A 17210-nucleotide genomic window follows, 5' to 3' on the forward strand; every position below is an offset into this window, starting at 1 on the left:
CGACGGTTGTTTGCAAGCATTCGTGCCGAGGTGAAAAGGAAGAAGGCATCACCCGGCACGAAATCCCCCGCGATCGAGGTCCGCGATCGCTCTCCGCATCTGGACGATCCGGCGCTGCAGCGCCTCATCGTCGACATGCAGGTCGCCGCCAGCATCCCCGAACTCTGGAAGGCGCTGCACCGCCTGCTTCAGCAGGCGATTCCCAACCATCACTCGACGACGCTCTTTCTCGATGCGATGGAGCGCAATCCCGGCGCGCTGACCCTGCATTCGCAGCCTTCGCGCAAACCGCCCGATTGGTGGAAGGCCAGGGCCCGGCTCTCACCCACGCACGCCTGGCTCGACGCCCATCCGGGGGTCAAGCTCTACAGCCTGGACGACGTCGTTCCCGACCGGGTTGCGCTGAAAAACAGCGACTTCTACCGCCACGTCCTCATTCCCGAGGGCTGGGACAAGCTGCTGGGCCTCACCCTCTGGCAGCAGGGCGAACGCAAGAGCATCCTCTGCCTGCGCCGCGCGATGAATCAGCCCGCATTCAACGACGGCGAGAAGGCGCTGATGCTGGAGATCCATCCCTTTCTCGACCGCAATCTGCGGCGGCTGGAAAAACACGAGGAGGAGGTTGTCGCGCGCAACAGCCTGCAGCAGTTCATCAATCTCCTCCCCCAGGGCATCCTGCTGATCAATGCCCGTCACGAACTCGTGTTTGCGAATCACCAGGCCTTTGAGGCCTGCGCGGTCTGGAACCACGGCGCAACGGCGGCGCGCCAGCTCAACGGCCGCGCCGTCTTTGCCGTGCCACCCGCCTTCATCGAGGTCTACCACGAACTGATGTCGCACCACTACGCGACCGCCCTGGCCGATCCCGACGGACATCATCCCGCGGAAAAGCGCCGGCTTGTCCATCCGACGCTGAAACACATGCAGGCGGACCTGTCGCTTTTCTCCCTCGATGACCCGCTGCTCTCGCGTCCGAATCTTTTCGCCCAGATCATCAACCGGGAGTCGCTGAACCCCTCTGTGCCGGAGACCATGGACCGCCAGTTGACGGTCCTCGCGAGCCTGACCCAGCGCGAAAAGGAGGTCGCCCTCCTCGTGCGCGACGGCCTCAGCAACGACGAGATCGCCCAGCGCCTGTCAAAGGGCGTGGGCACCGTGAAGAACCAGCTGCAGTCGATCTTCGGAAAACTCGAGATCGACTCGCGGGCCAAACTGATCTCGCTGCTGCGATAGTTGGACGGCAGCGGCGCTCGCCGCCACCGTCAACAGACTTTCATCAGAACGGCAGACGGAAGGACAACTCGTACGACCGGCCCAGCACCAGATTGCTGTGAAGGGCTCCATTGTAGCCGAACGCCGTATCCGAGAACGGCGGCTCCTTGTCGAAGAGGTTGCTGATGCCGCCGCTCAAGACCAGCCCCTTGCCGTACCCCCGCCAGACCCCCTTCGGGAAACGATAGCTGCCGCGGATATCGACCCTGATCACCGCCGGAGTGGGCAGATATCGGATGGCGCTGTTGTTGGCGACAAACGTATTGCCAGTCAGGTTGGTCTCGAATCCATCGATGTAATTCACGAAGAGCGAACCGCTCAGGGGACCCCGGTCCCACAGCAACGAGCCGAGAAAGCGCCACTTGGGAGGAGCGCCCGTGTCGTCCTCAAGAATCACCGGAGGCTGGCCTGGAGCCAGGGTCTTTTGATTCTTCAGCGTGCGCGAGGCGCTGCCCGACAACCGCCATCTGCCGAGCCGTTCATACGGCACGGCATAGTCCACACGAAGGTCGAGGGAGTCGGCCAGGATGCTCCCAAAGTTGACGAAAGTGGTGTCGATGGAGGTCAATCGTCCCGGTTGGTTCAGCGCGATGTCCTCGGGTGCCGCGGGTGCGCGAACGATGCGGTCCTGGAACAAGGCTTCATTGTTGACCAGCGTGGTTGCCGAAAGGCGCTGCAGCGCGTTCTTCTGCTCGATGCGCGTGTAATTGACCTCAAACGTAAGCCCTTTCACAACCGGCGGCTCGAAGACGAGTCCGTATTTCTCGGTGGTGGAAGTCTCAGGCCCCATGTTGGGTGCCGAACCCGAGCTCACTTGAACATTGGGTGTTGATGCCGGGGTGCGCCGCGGATCGACAACGGTCGAATTCGATACAGTCGGTGCAATCTGATATTCGGTAAGAAACGGAACGCGGAAGCCTTCAGAGTAACTTGCCCTCAGAAGCAGCGATTGCGCAGGCACCCATGCAATCCCGTACTTTGGCACAAACTTGGTATACTGTTCATGATCCTCGTACCGGCCCGCAATCTGCAACTCCAGCCTGCGAAGCAGCGGGGCAGCGTTGGGCTTGCCGAAAACCGGAACTGACAGTTCGGAAAATGCGGCGATCGTATCCCGCGATCCCCCCACCTGGGTTCTCAATGGCACCGGCGTCACAGCCTCACGGGTGTTGACCGAGATGTTTTCATTCTCCTCCTTGTAGAAACTGCTTCCCACGGCCATCTTGATCGGACCGCCGGGCAGCCGGTAGAGATCCCCATCCGCCGAGACATCCACCTGCTGTTCGGTCGAATCGGAATTCACGGTGTTGTAGAGCGCCATTGCCTCATAAATAGCCGCCTGCTTGTTACCCGCCACTCGGGCATCCAGGAAGGGATTCAGGCGAAGCGAGAGATCCGGATTCGCCAATGCCGCCGTGATGGCCGCCCCGTTGAACAAACGCGTGGATTTGTCCATCTTGTAGTTCTGCCAGGAATAGGAGGCATCCCATTGCCAGGTGTCTCCAAACGTCCCGCGCATGCCGATCGAGCTCAGAAGAGTCTTGCTGTGCGTCTTCTGGCTCGCTGGGCCAAACTCGTAGTGGACCATTCCAACGAGCACATCCTGGCCAAACGGGTTGTAAGGATTCGCCACACCGTTGATCGTTGCAGGGACAACCGTCGAATAGTTTCCAAATCCGCTAAACGCCGAAGCCGAGGACACGCCAGGCTGAGATTCGAACAATCCGCGCACATCCGCGTAACTTACCTTGCCGTAAAGTTCGACCGAACGCTTGAACTTGTAGGTGAAGTTTCCCGCAAAATTGTACCTTTCAGACTCAGGAATGATATCGATGAATTCCGCCGTATTGCCCCGGACAAGACCCGACGCGCTGTTGAGATTGCTGGGGGGGGATGCCGTAAAGTTTGACAAGACAGGATTGCCGGTGATGCCGTCCCGCACCAATGCGAAGCGGGCTGGCGTTCCATCAGGAAGAAAGAAATTCGTCAGGTTTCCCGTGCGCGCCTGAACAACACCGGGATAGCCCCAATTTAACCGCAGATCCCGTCCCTGAGAAGGAGCCCCCGTGGAAACCAATGTTCCGGCGACAGTTCCGCGATGGTCCTGGTTCTTGGAGAAAGACCGCTGCGACGCTTTTAGATCCGCGCGGCTGTAGTAGTCCGCACTCAGCACCACCTGAAGCCGGCCCTTGGAAAAGCCCGAAGTGACATTGGCGAAACGCTCATGTCCGCCGCCGTGAAATGCCCCGCGGTAGGATCCGCTGATCTCCGTGCCGGTCCAGTTCTTCTTGAGGATGATGTTGACGACACCACCGACGGCGTCGGCTCCATAGAGCGCGGACGATCCATCCGTGATCACCTCAACCCGCTCGATCATGCCGAAGGGAATGCCGTTGAGATCGACAAAGCCCTGACGGGAGTCAGATGACTGATTGCCCTCACCTGACTTGACCATTCGGCGCCCGTCGACCAGCACCAGGGTCGACCCGGCGCCGAGTCCTGAAAGGCTGATGCCCGAGACACCCGTCTGCCCGGGAGGCGCGGACGACGCGCCTGTCACAAAGTTTATCGCTGGCGAAGTCGTTTCCGTCCGCTGCCCGAATTCCGGATTGAATTCGTTCGGGGTCGATCCTCGGCCCGAACTGATGCCCGTGTAGTTCTGCGGAAGGAAATTGAAGAAGTCCGCCAGGGTCATCGCTCCGGTGGCGTCGATGTAGGACCGGTCATAGACGATCACCGGGGAAGGCCCCTCCACATCGGGCCTGCGTATCCGGGAGCCCAATACGCGCATTTCCTCGAGTTCGGTCGCCTTGACCAGCTTCTCGGCCTCAACGGTCTGGGTTCGCATGCGAGGCAGATCCTCGGCATCGCCAGGCTTGGAAGGCGTGGATTGCGCGTGGACTGCACTCCCCAGCAGCAGGACCGCGAGGGAGCGCCGGAAGATTGATTTTGAGTTCATGGTGTATTGCATGGTCTGTTGTGTTGCTCGTCGTTTGGGTGACAAAGAAATGGGATGATCACTTTGACCGAGGTCGAGCGCCGGTCCACCGCGATTGTGGAGTGATCAGGCTTGGGGACGTGGGTGCCACACGACCATTCTCCTGCATCAATTGTGGGTGAGGTGGATTGCAAAGACAGGCCAGCGTCTGCGCGGCGTTGCTTTCATCCTACGCGACCCGCGGCAGGGTCATCCATAGGTCAAAAGGCCTAATCCGATTCGATTCCAACAACACTCCTCCAATCCCGCATCGAAGAATATCGGAAATTTCTACCCCTTGCGCACCCCCACCATCAGCAGGACATTTGCAGCCGTGATCAGTCCGCCCCCCACAAGCAAGCGGGAGGTCAGCGTTTCATTGGCATAGTCCACGCCCGCCAATGCCGACAACCACGCTGGAAGAAAAAGCGCCATCATCGCTCCAAATATGGGCTCAATGCAGTAAATGAGCCCGGCCTCGGTCGCCGTGATCTTCGGCTGCCAGGCGTTCATGAGGCCGTAGGCGGCCACCGTGCACACAAGCGTCAGCACCACCGTGAACAGCCACCAGGGCGCTGACGTCACCAGCTCTCCAATCGACGTCGCATCGGAAGCCATGACAAGCACCATGCCCGTCAGCACGAGACTCATGGTGGCATACATCACGAGAGAGATCCGCTCCGGCCGATTCGCCGCATACTCCGGTTTCTCCAGCCAGAGGATCTGACCGGCGAAGAAAAGCGATCCCAGCATCGTCTCCCATTCTCCGCGCCCGAAATGAAGCGACCTCAGATCGAAGTCTCCAAGAATGCACACCCCCACGATCACAAGCATCACGCTGATCCACATCGCCGTCCCCGGATTCGTGCGCGTCCGCACCATCAGGTAAACGGGGATGAACACCACGTAGAGCTGCGTGAGAAACGCCGACGTGCTGGCCGATGTGAACTGCAGGGCGTCGCTCTGGCATATCATGCCCGCCGATGAAAAAAGTCCGATCACCCCGCCTTGAACGATTTCATCGCGCGTGCACCGCAGCGTTCCGGATCGGACGACCTGCCACACCGCCAGCAGCAGTGCCGCGAGCATGAAGCGCGGCATCAGCACCATCGACGCAATGAACCAGGTGTCGCTGCCCGGTAGCAGCCGCCCATGCAGGAACGCCAGTCCCTTCACCAGAGGAAAACTGACGCCCCAGCAGGCCGTCGCCAGAATCAGGAGGAAAAACGCTCGTGAACGGGTGGACATGGAGGGAAAAAAGGATTCAGAGCGAACTTCGAAGGATTCGCAGCGCATCGGTTCGCACCCGCCGACGCAATCACCATGCGGCCGGTGATGCCGCCGTGCCAGACTGCCGCCGCGGCAAGTTCATGAACTTGCGAGCCCCGGCTCGACAAACGCCAACCGGACGCGTTGCCTGTTCCTCCATGGCCAGACCACGCGCATCCAACGGCCGTCTCGGCAGGAAAGAGTATGAACGCGCCCTCCCGTCGCTTCGCGAACAGCTCGTGCAACTGCAGGTTCAACTCAAGGAACGCAACGCCAAGGTTATTCTGATCGTCGCGGGCGTGGATGGAGCCGGGCGCGGCGATGTCCTCAACACTCTCGGCGAATGGCTCGATCCGCGCGGAGTCGAAACCTTCTATTTCCATTCCCCGACCGACGAGGAACGTGAGCGTCCGCTGCTCTGGCGCTTCTGGCGCCGCCTGCCCGCGCACGGGCGCATCGGCATCTTCGCGAGTTCCTGGTACACTGAGGCCCTGCATGAGGAGGTCAGCAACAAGCGTGAACAGGCCGTGCTCCAGAAGGAGCTGAAGGGCATCCGCCACTTCGAAAAACTGCTCTCCGACAACGGCACCCTCATCATCAAGGTCTGGCTGCACATTTCACGGGAGGCCCAGGCCGCGCGGCTGCGCAGCCTCGAAAGCGACCCCGACACCGCATGGCGCGTGACCGAGGACAACTGGCGCGCTCACAAGCACTATGACCGGCTAGCACGCACCGCACGCATCATCGTCGAGGGAACCGACTCCCCCGGCGCCCCGTGGACGGTCATGGACGCAACCGACGCCCGTTCGCGCAATCTCGCCGTCGGCTCCCTTCTGGTCCGGCGCTTCCAGTCTCACCTGCGCCGCCTTTCCGCACGCAGCGCCCTCGCAACGCGTCCTGCGCAGCATCCACGATCGCTCGCCCCCGCAGGCCGCCGCCGCCTGATGAGGCTCCGGCTCGACCAGGCGTTGTCGGAGGAGGAGTACGAGCGGAAACGGGAGAAATGGCTCGGGCGCCTCAACCGCAGCCTGCGCGCGCTGCAGGGCGCGCGACGCTCCGTCGTCTTTGTCTTCGAGGGCTGGGACGCCGCAGGAAAAGGCGGCGCCATCCGCCGGCTCGCCAGCGCGATGGACGTCCGCAACTACCGCGTTGTCCCCGTTTCCAAACCCACCGATGAGGAAAAGGCCCATCACTACCTCTGGCGCTTCTGGCGTCATGTGCCGCGCGACGGCTTTGTCACCATCTTCGACCGCTCCTGGTACGGCCGCGTGCTGGTCGAGCGGCTCGAAGGCTTCGCGCGTCCGGACGAATGGAAACGAGCCTTCAAGGAGCTCAATGAATTTGAGGAGCAGCTCACCAGCCACGGCAGCCTCGTTGTGAAGTTCTGGATGCACATTTCAAAGGAGGAGCAGCTCCGGCGTTTTCGCGCCCGGGAGCACACGCCGTACAAACTTCACAAGATCAACGCCGAGGACTGGCGCAACAGGCGCAAGTGGAGCGCCTATGAAACAGCGGCGGGCGACATGCTCGCGCTGACCAGCACGCACTACGCCCCCTGGCACATCATCCCGTCCAACAACAAGCGGTACGCCCGCCTGCAGATCCTGAAGACCGCCTGCAAGGTGATCGAGAACGAGCTCGGGAAATAGAGATTTCCCAAACGTTGCCCCTTCGCGACTTCGCGTAAAAACCCCCGGCGCCGTTTAGCGACACCCGTCCATCACCCCACTCCGCCAGTTCCTATTCTCATCGACCCATCTCCCTCCCTATCCCCCTCCCCCGCCCTCTCCCTCTTCTCCGCGTGCTCCGCGCCTCCGCGTGAAACTATTCCGATCTCCTCCTTCGCGCCCTTCGCGTCTTCGCGTGAAACCATTCCGATCTCCGACCTCTGCATTCCGCCTTCCCTTTGATCCTCAGGATGACTGCGGGCTGGAAGCCCGAGCCACTCTTCTCCCCCTCCGCGTGCTCCGCGCCCTTCGCCTCTTCGCGTTGGAACCTCCGGTGCCGTTTAGCGACACCCGCCATCCACGACGCATCTTCAGTTGCCGCCGACCCGACCGTTTCGATATATCCCAACGCAATGATCGACAAACTGGAGCGCTGGGCATGGTGGGGAGGCGCATCCCTCGCGGGAATCGCCGGCGTCGTCAACGTCGTCGGACTCCAGAGCTACACCCACCAGGCCATCACTCATGTCACCGGCACCACGACCCTGTTCTCGCAGGCACTAGCGCGCGGCAACGGCGTGGGAATCGTCGAGCTCTCCCTGATCCTGCTGTCATTCACTTTCGGAGCGGCGCTCGGCGGATTCATCATCCAGGACGCGGTGCTGCGCCTCGGCCGGCGCTATGGCGTGGCACTCTTCCTTGAGAGCATCCTGCTCTTCGTGGCATCGGCGCTCATGCATTCAAATCGGGTCACGGGCGGCTGCGTCGCCTCAATCGCCTGCGGACTTCAAAACGCCATGGCAAGCACCTACAGCGGCACCATCCTTCGCACCTCCCACCTGACGGGAATGTACACCGACATCGGCGCCGCCATGGGGCACTTGGCGCGGCGCGCCTGTCGCCGGATTCGCATCCGACTCTACACCCTGATCATCGCATCGTTCGGCATCGGCGGCGTGATCGGCAGCCTGCTCTATCCCCGGTTCGGCTCGCAATCGCTTTACTTTCCTGCAGCGCTCACCGGGGTCGTGGCCATTGTCTACACCGCCTACGCCCACGCCCGTCGCAAGAAGGCCTGAACGCGCCATTCATTTTCCGCAACACATCGGACAAACCGGCGCAGCCTCGACCGCCTGCACGACGGCAAACCGGTCGCGCTGGCTCCAATGCAACAACAGTTGCGAAGCGGCGGTGATTCATCAGCCTTGTCTTCAACCATGCCTGCGTCCGCCGCACCATCCTCAACGGAAATCGATCTCCAGCTGATCCAGAAATACTCGGTGCCGGGCCCGCGCTACACCTCCTATCCCCCGGCCACCAAGTTCACGACCGACTGGAAATCCCTTGATCTCGAGGGAGCCGTAAAGGCAGACAACGCCGCAAAGGGTCCACTGTCCCTCTACTTTCACCTGCCGTTCTGCGAAACCCTCTGCTGGTTCTGCGGCTGCAACACCATCATCACACGCCAGCGCGGTGCGGCCGACACCTATGTCGACGACCTCGCCCGTGAAATGCGGATCACCACCGCGCGCATCGACAAGAGCCGGCCCGTCTCCCAGATCCATTTCGGCGGTGGAACGCCAACCTTCCTGCCACCCGACACACTGCGCCGGCTGGGCAGCCTGATTCATTCGCACTTCAATCTGTCACCGGACTGCGAATTCAGCGTCGAGGTCGATCCCCGCCGGCTGGCGCGCGAACATGTCGAAGCCCTTCAGTCGATCGGCACCAATCGCGCATCACTCGGTGTTCAGGACATCAATCCGGAGGTGCAGGTGGCGGTGCATCGCATCCAGCCGCATCAGATGAACATCGATGCGATCGGCTGGTTGCGGGAGCACGGATTCACCTCGATCAATCTCGACCTGATCTACGGCCTGCCGCTGCAGACTCCCGAATCGTTCTCCGAAACCATCGACAGCATCATCGAACTGCTCCCCGACCGCCTTTCGCTCTTCAGCTACGCGCATGTGCCGTGGATGAAGCCTGCGCAAAAAATCTTCGATGACAGAAAGCAGTTGCCCAATGCAGAGGCAAAATGGGCCATGTTTTCGACGGCGCACCGGAAACTCATCTCGGCCGGATACGTCGACATCGGCCTCGACCATTTCGCGCGGCCGGACGACACGCTGGCGATCTCGCTCCGCAACGGAACGCTTCAGCGAAACTTTCAGGGCTACAGCACACAGGCGGGAACCTCCCTCTACGGATTCGGGATCTCAGCCATCTCCTCGACCGAGGAGACCTACCGGCAGAACCACAAGACGCTCTCCGGCTGGCGCGCCGCGCTCGACCGCGATGAACTGCCCGTCGAACGCGGGATGCGGCTGACGAAGGACGACCGCCAGCGGCGTATCGTGATCATGAGGATCATGTGTGACCGTCGCATCGACTACGTCGCGCTCTCGCGTTTGCTCGGCCAGGATTTCCAATCCCTGTTTGCACCCGAACTTGCCAAGCTTGAGGACCTCCAGCGGGACGGCCTGCTGCGCAGGCATGCAGCCGGATTCGACGTGACGCCCCGCGGTGTGCCGCTCCTGCGCGTGATCGCCATGCGCTTCGACGCCACGCTCACACCCTCCGCCCGCCAGCACGCCAACACCATTTGATCCCGATGCCCGATTTTGACGCCGCGCTCAACGCGCACTTCAAGGCCATCGCCGATCGCGACCTCGCTGCGTTCAAGTCGCACCTCACCACCGGCGACACCCTCTACACGATCGTGCAGAACGGCCATGTCTTCAAGACCCCCGCCGAAACCATCGCGATTCACACCGAGTGGTTCAAGGATGCCGGATGGACCTGGAAGGCGACCGTGGAGCACAAGGTCGTCGGCACGGACATGGCCATGGCGCTCGTGCGCTATACCTACAAGCCGGGAAAAGACGCCGCCGACTTTGAAACCTGGCTCGTCTACGTCTTCCAATTGCAGGACGGCGCTTGGCGCATCATCCACGACCAGAACACCGCCCTCGACTACCACGCCTTCGCCCGCGCCGCAGGCCTCGAGACCTGATGGTCAGCGGGAGGAATCAGCATCCCCTGCTGAGTCCGTCAGTATCGGATGTGTCCTGAAGCGGGATACTCGGATATTTCGTTTGGCGGGCAGAAATCGAATTTCGACGCGCTTGTTCACGGCCTCAGCAATGCGGTTAAGCATCGCCAGGGAGTGCCCGTGGTAGTCGGCAGCTTCCAAGTCGGAGATGACGGACTGCTGGGTTCCGATGCGCTCAGCGAGTTGCTTTTGAGTTAGCCCGGCCTTCTTGCGGAGGTCGTAAATTTTCTGGGCTACATCATTGTCGACGCGGACCTGCTCCCGATAGGGCTCCATTTCGGGGCTCGGTGGAATTTCGGCGTCCAAGATCTCTGTGGCGCTGCGAATTTTTGACTGCTTGGTCTTGTTCATATCCGTATCCTCATGTGGGCACCGTTTCGCCCTAACTTTCTGTGCCGAGGTAAGTGTGTGCCTCGGGGTTCGCCAAAAACTTCTTCTTCCTTTCAATCGCTCGTTCAATTTCGACCACAGGCACCTCAGCCTCTTTGGTGAAACCGGAGGAGAGGACAGCGGCCATCCCACCGTGAAAGAAGTGGAGAATCCGGTAGTTCACGTGACCGAGTTTGAACCGGAGTTCGTAGATGCCATCGCGAAGCAAGTCGGCATGGGGTCTCCGCAGTTCGTGGCCGCAATCTTCGAGGAGCCTGATGACATCGCGTCCTTTCACGTGTGCCTTTGCGTTGGATTTGGCTAGTTCACGTAGCCAGTCCAAGACGGGGACATCGTTCTTCTTCTCCTGATACAAAATTACTCGGGTCTTGGGCATCCTTTCTTCGCATTATCGGTATCACTTAAAACCGATAATCTGGCAACAGGGAATATCGTAAAAAGGCGATAGTCCTAAGTGGTCTTTGGCGGACAGGGACAGCTTTTTCCTGATTGAAACCTTGCACTTGGCCGCAAGGCGTCAGGCGATCCCGGAATAAAGTTAGGAAACATTTAGGGCCTGTGAGTCAGGGCTGGACGCAACCAGCTCTGAATCGCTATCGTTTCCCTGACGGTCGCCGCTTTTGTCATAGAAACCAAAATTATGGAGACCGCTATTTGGCCGAAGCCAGGGAATCCTCCCGGTTTCGGCCATTATCATTTTACGTTATCGTATGCAGGTAAACATGCTATGAACTTTGGACAGGCTCTAAACATGACGCTATGTCTAATGGAAATAATTTCATAAGTATAGATTCGACTGAATTATCCTAAGCGCTTAGCTTTTTCCCATGAACCATGCGGCTTTCAGTCGTAAAGGGGGACGGGCTCGATCGCTCGCCAAGACCATCGCGAACCGGGCGAAGGCAAAGGCTTATTGGCAAGCCGTGCGTAGCGGAAAGGTTTCGAGGCCTCGCCGATTGCGAGTTCCTCCAGATCCAGAGGCGATCGCTCGGGTCCTGTCTGACTACTGCCGGAAAAACGGCATCACCCGGCTGGAAGTTTTTGGTTCGGCGGCTCGAGGCGACGCGAAACGAGGCAGCGACGTCGATCTGATCGCGACATTCGACACGAACCCAGGCCTGCGATTTTTCACGATGGAGGACGAAATGGCCGCAATCCTTGGCGCGCCGGTGCACCTGCTGACACGGGAGTCGGTCGAAGCGATGTCCAATCCCTATCGGCGGACATCCATACTTACGGATGCCCGGGAGATATTCCGTGCCTAGGACGTCACCCAAGACTTCTGACGCCCACCTGCATGACATGCTTGAGGCGGCGCGCCTGATTCATGCCTACACAGCCGGTGTCTTGTTTGAGGATTTCTGGCACAACAGCGAAAAGCGGGATGCCGTTGCGCTCCGCATCTCTCTCCTCGGCGAGTCAGCCCACAGGATCGACAAGACGACGGAAGCCGCACTGCCCGGCATCCCTTTCAGGAGCATTCGCGGCATGCGCAATCGCATTGCCCACGACTACGGTGCCGTGGACTTCAAGATTGTCTGGGAGGTCACGCAGACGGAGATCAAGCCGCTGATTGCAGCGTTGGAAGCCTACTTCAAGAACAGACCCCCTCCCGAACCCCCGCGCAGAAATCACCGGACGATCCGACCCGCGCGCGACACAAGGTCCAGGAATTCCATCCGATATCCCTCGGGATCCTGAGCCGCCCCTCGCCGGGCCCATTCGTCCACGCTTGTGAATGTTGCGCCGCCCCGAAAGTCGGAGTCCTTCAAAATCATGCCAAAGGAGGCAACCGCCGCAGCAAACTGAAAATCGGGCGACGCCTGCTCAAACGTTCTCCCGTCATCCATCAAATGAAAGTCCAGCGTCCGGCCAGCCCCACCAGCCTGGGGATCCGCATACTTCACGCTCACGGTCAGCATTTCCCCTTGTGTAGCTGGATTCTGGATACGCTCAACAGGCTTGAAGTACCTCAATGTCGGCGTCGGGACGTCTCCCGCCGATGCCGCTCCCGGGGGAATGACCTCGTAAAGCGCGGTCAGACTGTACCCGGCGCCGATCTCACTGGTTGCGGGCGCGTCACTCTCGAATGCCCGATGCCCGGCCGCACTCCCCTCATAGCCGATCAGCCGATATTGTGCCACCTGGGCCGGATTGAACTCCACCCGGATTCTCACATCCCGCGCGATTGTCACCAATGCATCGCAAACCGGGTCGACGGCATGCCGCGCGATCTCGCGAGGCGATTCCACATAGCCGAAGGTCCCCCGTCCCTTGTCCGCAAGACGCTCAAGCGTGCCATCCCTGTACCCGCCCATGCCAAATCCCAGCGCGGTGAAAAACACGCCCTCGCGAGCATTTTCCTCGACGAGGCGAATCAGTTCCACCCCGACCGTTGCGCCAAATTCAAAGTCGCCGTCCGTGCACAGCACCACCCGCGTCAGACCCGGCCCCGCCTGATTCGCCCTCGCAAGCTCATAGGCGAGACGGATGTCCGTCGCACTCTGGGCGGAGCCGGCCGGCTCGAGCTTATCAATCGCAGCGAGGATCTCCCCGCGGCGCGCTGCGGGCGTAGCGGGCAGCACGAGTCCCGACTCACCGGCGTAAGTCACGATCGCGATGCGGTCGTCGTCACGCAGACGCTCCAGCAGCCGGCGCAGCGTTTCCTTCACGAGCGGAAGTTTGCCGGGGGCATTCATCGACCCGGACACATCGATGAGAAAAACAAGGCTCGCAGCCCCGCGTTCCCGCGCACTCACCTCGCGGCCTTTCAAGGCCACGCGCACGAGACGGTGCTCCGGCGCCCAGGGAGCCGAGGCCACCTCAAGACTTGCGGCAAAAGGGGGCGCATCCTTTGTCGATCCGACCTTTGGCGGTGGTGGGTAGGCGTACGGGAAGTAATTGAGAAACTCCTCGATGCGCACGGCACTGGGCGGCGGCAGGCTCCCACCGTCAACGATGCGGCGGACATCGGCATAGCTCCCGGTGTCGACCCTGGCTGGAATCGTTGACAACGGCCGGCTGCTCACTGATGCAAAACCACCTTCGGTCGCAAATGAACGGGGCTTCATCGCGAGATCGGCCGCGGTGCCGGCCTGAATCCTCACCGAAGGCAGCGCCACCCGCTTTGCCGCTTCCGGCATGACCAGACGCTGCGGCATTTCGGCAAATCGCAGGCCGGCTCCAACTTCCGCTGCCACAGACTCGTCCTTCGACTGGGCTTCCGCAGCTGCATCGACGTTCCTTTCCGGCGGAGCATACAAGACCGTCATCGGCGCCGGCTTCTGACGGAATCGCGAATCGCCGGGCGGATGCATGGCCACCATGACCGCGAATCCTGCGGCGGCAGCCGTGGCAAAAACGTAATAGAGAGCGGGAAAGCTCAGGAGTTTTCCACGTCGAGGGCCCTTTGCCCCATCGTCCTGTCCCCCATCATCCGAAACCATCCCCACACTCGAAAACTGCGGCGCGGCAGAAAAATCCTCGTCGGCCAGCGCCTGCGTCAGTTCGCCACCCATGGCCTGAATCTCAGCCACCACGGCCTGCAGGGCGGGATCCGCGCGCACGGCCTTCTCCACGACCGCCAGCTCCGCACCCTCCAATTCGCCGAGCGCGTAGGCCGTCAGCCGGGGATCGTCGGACGAGATCAACTCTTTGGGCTCATTCATGGTGCTTCTTCAGATTCACGGACATCATCTCGGAGCGGCGGCAAACTCCCTGCGCAAACGCGTGACCGCCGTATGGATCAGGAATCCGACATTGCCCATGGACAGCGCAGTGATGCGGCTGATTTGTTTGTAGCTGAATCCATTCTGGAACCTGAGTCTCAGCAGCTCCTGCTGGCGCGCAGGCAGGCGGTCGAGCAGCTTGAGCAGCATCATCCGGGTCTCCTCCTTCTCCATCACCTCGCCCGGCCGCGGATCAGGCGCGCGAAGCTGTTCGGTTTCACCTGCTTCAAAATGCTTCATGCGGCCTTCCTTGCGCAGGATGTCCAGCGCCCGATGCCGGCAGACCGTGAACAACCACTCCGCCTCATGGTCAGCCACCGCCGCCGGATCCTGCCCCATGAGCTTGACGAAAGTGTCCTGCACGACATCGCGCGCCCGGTCGGCATCACCCAGCAGACGCGTTGCATAACGAAGCAGCGACGCCTGATGACGCGCCACCGCGATCTCAACGAAAGTTCCTGGGTGTTCATCGGGACGAAGCGAAGTCATGCTGACCTTCAGGGTATGCTACGTTCGAAACCAATGCTTCTTAGGAAAATTCCCTCCAGCACCGAAGCGGCTGGTTCAGCCACCTCCGGTCCGCCGGATCAACTCATGAACTTTCGACACGACCGTTTCCTCTGCCGCCGGTGTGAAGCGTCCGGGTAGATTGAGTATCCGGGTGTTCGCGCTGCCGCCTTCGTACCCACCCTCCCTGATGACACGCCCGCTGCCAAGATAGCCAAACACATCGTTCGAATAGCCTGCGACCCACACCGCTGCTTCACCCGCGAGCTCACGTTTTAGACGAAGGGAGTAGTCGACCACGGCCTCACCACCGAGCGCCACCAGGGTCAGATCATTCCCAAATCGCACAATGTGGACCGGACAGGCAAGCGGTGCCGGATCCTCCTTCCGATCGTGCAGACCTCTCAGTCTGACTGCCCGCTGAATGACCTCGGGAGGGAATCTCTCAGGAGCAAACGCATCAAGGTCCGCCAGTGCCGGCGGCTGATACGCAAGCAAGGCCTGACCATAGGCCACGCGAAGGCTGCCGGCAACAGGACGCGCCCGTGTGGCAAGCGCCGCATGCACGGCATTCGCAAGCGTGCGCCCGTGATCCCTTGCGAGATCCACCGGCTTTCTCCCGGGGACGCTTCCATGGCGGGGATACGGATTCTGATCCCCTCCGCATCCGGCGACAAACAGCGCAGTCACTCCTGGATAGGCGGCTTCAATGTCGAGCTGCGCATAACCCGCATAGTCAGCACTCAGCATGCTCCCGCTCAGCGTGGTGTTGTGGCAGGCATATCCAAACACGATCGCGCGCACTTTTCCATCAGCGTCACTCACTCTCAGAACCGGCACATCATGATCAACCGGACCATCGGGATTCGGATTGTTGGAAATTGAGCCATCGGCCTCAAGGCGGCGGCGATTCATGGCAAAGGCTGCGCGCGCATGAAAATAGTCCAGGCGCGCCGGGAAAGGCGCGGCCAGGCTTTGACCCACAAGGTCCACGATGGCCTCGCGCAGGAACACCTGATACGCATTCACAGCCTCGACATCCTGAGGCCTTGCCATCTTTCGGAACACCGGTTCAAGGATCATTCGCTCCGGTTCGACCTCAGGACCACTGTGCGTGTGCGAGGCGTTCAGCAGGATCTCATGCGGCTTCAACCCGAACCGCCTCTCCACCTCCGCCTCCACGAAAACCCGGAGCGCATGAGGCACGCGGATGAGATCCATGGTCACCAGCACAACACGGCCGTGATGCCCGTCGTCGATTGCAAGCGCCTTCGCTCTGACGTCGAGTTCGACCCCCGAAGACGGCGCGGTGCGGGCCGCGTATCCCGCCAGCCAGATCGGACCAGGCGGCGTGATGACTCGTGAGGCCACGCCCGCCCGCCAGTGCCCGGCTGCTCCCTCGCCAGCGCTGATAGCGCCGTTTGCAACAGGCGCAAAAAGCACCACAAAGATCATGAACAGGACAAGCGTGCAGGTATCTCGACTCCGAACTTCCAACGGGAAAGGAAAACGGGTCGATGGAAGCGGTGACATTGACAGGGTGTGTTTCACCTTCGCGCACGTCAGCCGCGCTTCACGACACGGGTGTCACAGATGAAATCATGAAGCGCGCGCTTTTCATCGTCGAACGCCGCAATCAGGTATCCCACAAACAGGAGGAGGCTGCTGAGCATCCGTCCGAAATAGCGTCCGATGATCCGCCCCACGGAAAGCGGGGAGCCATCGGCTCGTTCAATGCGTATGCCCACCGCAAGCTTGCCGGGAGTGGCGGCATATCGCCTCAGGAAGAAGATGTCGTAGGCGATCCCGAGAAGGGTTGTCACCAGTAGCATGACCGCCATCATTTGAAAAATGAACACCACCGAGCCGGGATCAGCGGATTCCGGGTGATCCCGCAGCTCGGCGAGACGACGGAGGCCGTCGGGGAATAGCGTTGCCTGCACCAGACTCCCAACAAGCTGCCCTCCAATTCCCAGAATGATCCCATCGATAACAACCGCCACGAATCGAATCCAAAACCCGGCGTATTGCCGACCGGCGACCCCACATGCTCGAATGAATTCAGGGGTGCTCACCACGGTTGACGCCGTCCGCGATTCACCGGGCGATAGGTTTGCAGCCGCCGGCAGCGCCGGCGGAACTGCCAGGGATGGCGCCAGTTCACTGTAGCGCCTCCAGTCCGGCATGCCCTGCTTCCACACAAGCGTGTCGTCGCGCACCCGACCGTTTGCGATGAGCTGGAAAAACTCCTCGTCGCTGACAGGTCCCTGTCTGTCTCCGGAATTGGCGTAGTACCACGGCATGTCCCCAGAAAGACGCATCCTGGTTTCCGGGCAAATCCGAAC

At 60.8% G+C, this 17210-nt stretch carries 15 protein-coding genes; 7 read left to right on the forward strand and 8 right to left on the reverse strand.

From position 1 onward, the window contains the following. Window positions 1-30 precede the first annotated feature (30 nt). Window positions 31-1233 carry a response regulator transcription factor gene (locus HS122_05580; GenBank protein MBE7537865.1) on the forward strand — a complete coding sequence of 401 codons (1203 nt, stop codon included), beginning with the start codon at window positions 31-33 and terminating at the stop codon, window positions 1231-1233. Between the two features lie 43 nt (window positions 1234-1276). On the opposite strand, the gene HS122_05585 is transcribed toward HS122_05580, so the two are convergent. Next, the gene (locus HS122_05585; protein MBE7537866.1) at window positions 1277-4231 is read right to left on the reverse strand and encodes a TonB-dependent receptor; all 2955 of its coding nucleotides are present in this window, start codon (window positions 4229-4231) and stop codon (window positions 1277-1279) included. A 309-nt stretch (window positions 4232-4540) separates the two neighbouring features. After that, window positions 4541-5497 (reverse strand): DMT family transporter, encoded by a 957-nt coding sequence (locus tag HS122_05590; protein ID MBE7537867.1) that lies wholly within the window; start codon window positions 5495-5497, stop codon window positions 4541-4543. 179 nt (window positions 5498-5676) lie between these two features. On the opposite strand from HS122_05590, the gene pap reads away from it, so the two are divergent. The 4 genes from pap (at window position 5677) to HS122_05610 (ending at window position 10201) form a co-directional block, all read left to right on the forward strand. Next, window positions 5677-7167 carry a polyphosphate:AMP phosphotransferase gene (pap, locus tag HS122_05595; protein ID MBE7537868.1) on the forward strand — a complete coding sequence of 497 codons (1491 nt, stop codon included), beginning with the start codon at window positions 5677-5679 and terminating at the stop codon, window positions 7165-7167. A gap of 431 nt (window positions 7168-7598) precedes the next feature. Further along, complete coding sequence (locus HS122_05600; GenBank protein ID MBE7537869.1) at window positions 7599-8264, forward strand: DUF1275 domain-containing protein; 666 nt, start codon at window positions 7599-7601, stop codon at window positions 8262-8264. Between the two features lie 138 nt (window positions 8265-8402). Further along, on the forward strand, window positions 8403-9794 hold the full coding sequence (gene hemN, locus HS122_05605) for an oxygen-independent coproporphyrinogen III oxidase (GenBank protein MBE7537870.1): 1392 nt from the start codon (window positions 8403-8405) through the stop codon (window positions 9792-9794). A 5-nt stretch (window positions 9795-9799) separates the two neighbouring features. Next, a complete protein-coding gene (locus tag HS122_05610) occupies window positions 9800-10201 on the forward strand; it encodes a DUF4440 domain-containing protein (protein MBE7537871.1) in 402 nt (133 codons plus the stop codon). 3 nt (window positions 10202-10204) lie between these two features. Here the strand turns inward: HS122_05610 and HS122_05615 are convergent, their stop codons facing one another. Together HS122_05615 and HS122_05620 are read right to left on the reverse strand one after the other, a co-directional pair. Then, window positions 10205-10591: an XRE family transcriptional regulator gene (locus HS122_05615; protein MBE7537872.1), complete on the reverse strand. Its 387-nt coding sequence runs from the start codon at window positions 10589-10591 to the stop codon at window positions 10205-10207. Window positions 10592-10622: 31 nt separating this feature from the next. Further along, a complete protein-coding gene (locus tag HS122_05620) occupies window positions 10623-11006 on the reverse strand; it encodes a type II toxin-antitoxin system RelE/ParE family toxin (protein ID MBE7537873.1) in 384 nt (127 codons plus the stop codon). A 451-nt stretch (window positions 11007-11457) separates the two neighbouring features. Between HS122_05620 and HS122_05625 the strand changes: the two genes are divergently transcribed. Both HS122_05625 and HS122_05630 read left to right on the forward strand, forming a co-directional pair. Further along, complete coding sequence (locus HS122_05625) at window positions 11458-11895, forward strand: nucleotidyltransferase domain-containing protein (protein MBE7537874.1); 438 nt, start codon at window positions 11458-11460, stop codon at window positions 11893-11895. Further along, a complete protein-coding gene (locus tag HS122_05630) occupies window positions 11888-12331 on the forward strand; it encodes a DUF86 domain-containing protein (protein MBE7537875.1) in 444 nt (147 codons plus the stop codon). The genes HS122_05625 and HS122_05630 overlap by 8 nt, the downstream gene beginning before the upstream one ends. Here the strand turns inward: HS122_05630 and HS122_05635 are convergent. From HS122_05635 to HS122_05650, 4 genes are all read right to left on the reverse strand, one after another. Next, complete coding sequence (locus HS122_05635; protein ID MBE7537876.1) at window positions 12262-14298, reverse strand: von Willebrand factor type A domain-containing protein; 2037 nt, start codon at window positions 14296-14298, stop codon at window positions 12262-12264. The two genes, HS122_05630 and HS122_05635, sit on opposite strands and share 70 nt — an antisense overlap. Window positions 14299-14322: 24 nt before the next feature. Further along, on the reverse strand, window positions 14323-14859 hold the full coding sequence (locus tag HS122_05640; GenBank protein ID MBE7537877.1) for a sigma-70 family RNA polymerase sigma factor: 537 nt from the start codon (window positions 14857-14859) through the stop codon (window positions 14323-14325). Between the two features lie 63 nt (window positions 14860-14922). After that, window positions 14923-16398, reverse strand: coding sequence for a neutral/alkaline non-lysosomal ceramidase N-terminal domain-containing protein (locus tag HS122_05645; protein ID MBE7537878.1), 1476 nt, complete (start codon window positions 16396-16398; stop codon window positions 14923-14925). A 29-nt stretch (window positions 16399-16427) separates the two neighbouring features. Then, a complete protein-coding gene (locus tag HS122_05650) occupies window positions 16428-17168 on the reverse strand; it encodes an RDD family protein (GenBank protein MBE7537879.1) in 741 nt (246 codons plus the stop codon). Window positions 17169-17210 lie beyond the last annotated feature (42 nt).

It is taken from the genome of Opitutaceae bacterium (genome assembly GCA_015075305.1).
GTDB lineage: Bacteria > Verrucomicrobiota > Verrucomicrobiia > Opitutales > Opitutaceae > UBA6669.

What these genes read in the sequence shown, in the direction of transcription:
- HS122_05615 (MBE7537872.1), bottom strand. Translation starts at nt 10,591, where the DNA reads ATGAACAAGACCAAGCAGTCAAAAATTCGCAGCGCCACAGAGATCTTG.
- HS122_05620 (MBE7537873.1), bottom strand. Translation starts at nt 11,006, where the DNA reads ATGCCCAAGACCCGAGTAATTTTGTATCAGGAGAAGAAGAACGATGTC.
- HS122_05635 (MBE7537876.1), bottom strand. Translation starts at nt 14,298, where the DNA reads ATGAATGAGCCCAAAGAGTTGATCTCGTCCGACGATCCCCGGCTGACG.
- HS122_05625 (MBE7537874.1), top strand. Translation starts at nt 11,458, where the DNA reads ATGAACCATGCGGCTTTCAGTCGTAAAGGGGGACGGGCTCGATCGCTC.
- HS122_05610 (MBE7537871.1), top strand. Translation starts at nt 9,800, where the DNA reads ATGCCCGATTTTGACGCCGCGCTCAACGCGCACTTCAAGGCCATCGCC.
- pap (MBE7537868.1), top strand. Translation starts at nt 5,677, where the DNA reads ATGGCCAGACCACGCGCATCCAACGGCCGTCTCGGCAGGAAAGAGTAT.
- HS122_05645 (MBE7537878.1), bottom strand. Translation starts at nt 16,398, where the DNA reads ATGTCACCGCTTCCATCGACCCGTTTTCCTTTCCCGTTGGAAGTTCGG.
- HS122_05590 (MBE7537867.1), bottom strand. Translation starts at nt 5,497, where the DNA reads ATGTCCACCCGTTCACGAGCGTTTTTCCTCCTGATTCTGGCGACGGCC.
- HS122_05585 (MBE7537866.1), bottom strand. Translation starts at nt 4,231, where the DNA reads ATGAACTCAAAATCAATCTTCCGGCGCTCCCTCGCGGTCCTGCTGCTG.
- hemN (MBE7537870.1), top strand. Translation starts at nt 8,403, where the DNA reads ATGCCTGCGTCCGCCGCACCATCCTCAACGGAAATCGATCTCCAGCTG.
- HS122_05650 (MBE7537879.1), bottom strand. Translation starts at nt 17,168, where the DNA reads ATGCCGTGGTACTACGCCAATTCCGGAGACAGACAGGGACCTGTCAGC.
- HS122_05600 (MBE7537869.1), top strand. Translation starts at nt 7,599, where the DNA reads ATGATCGACAAACTGGAGCGCTGGGCATGGTGGGGAGGCGCATCCCTC.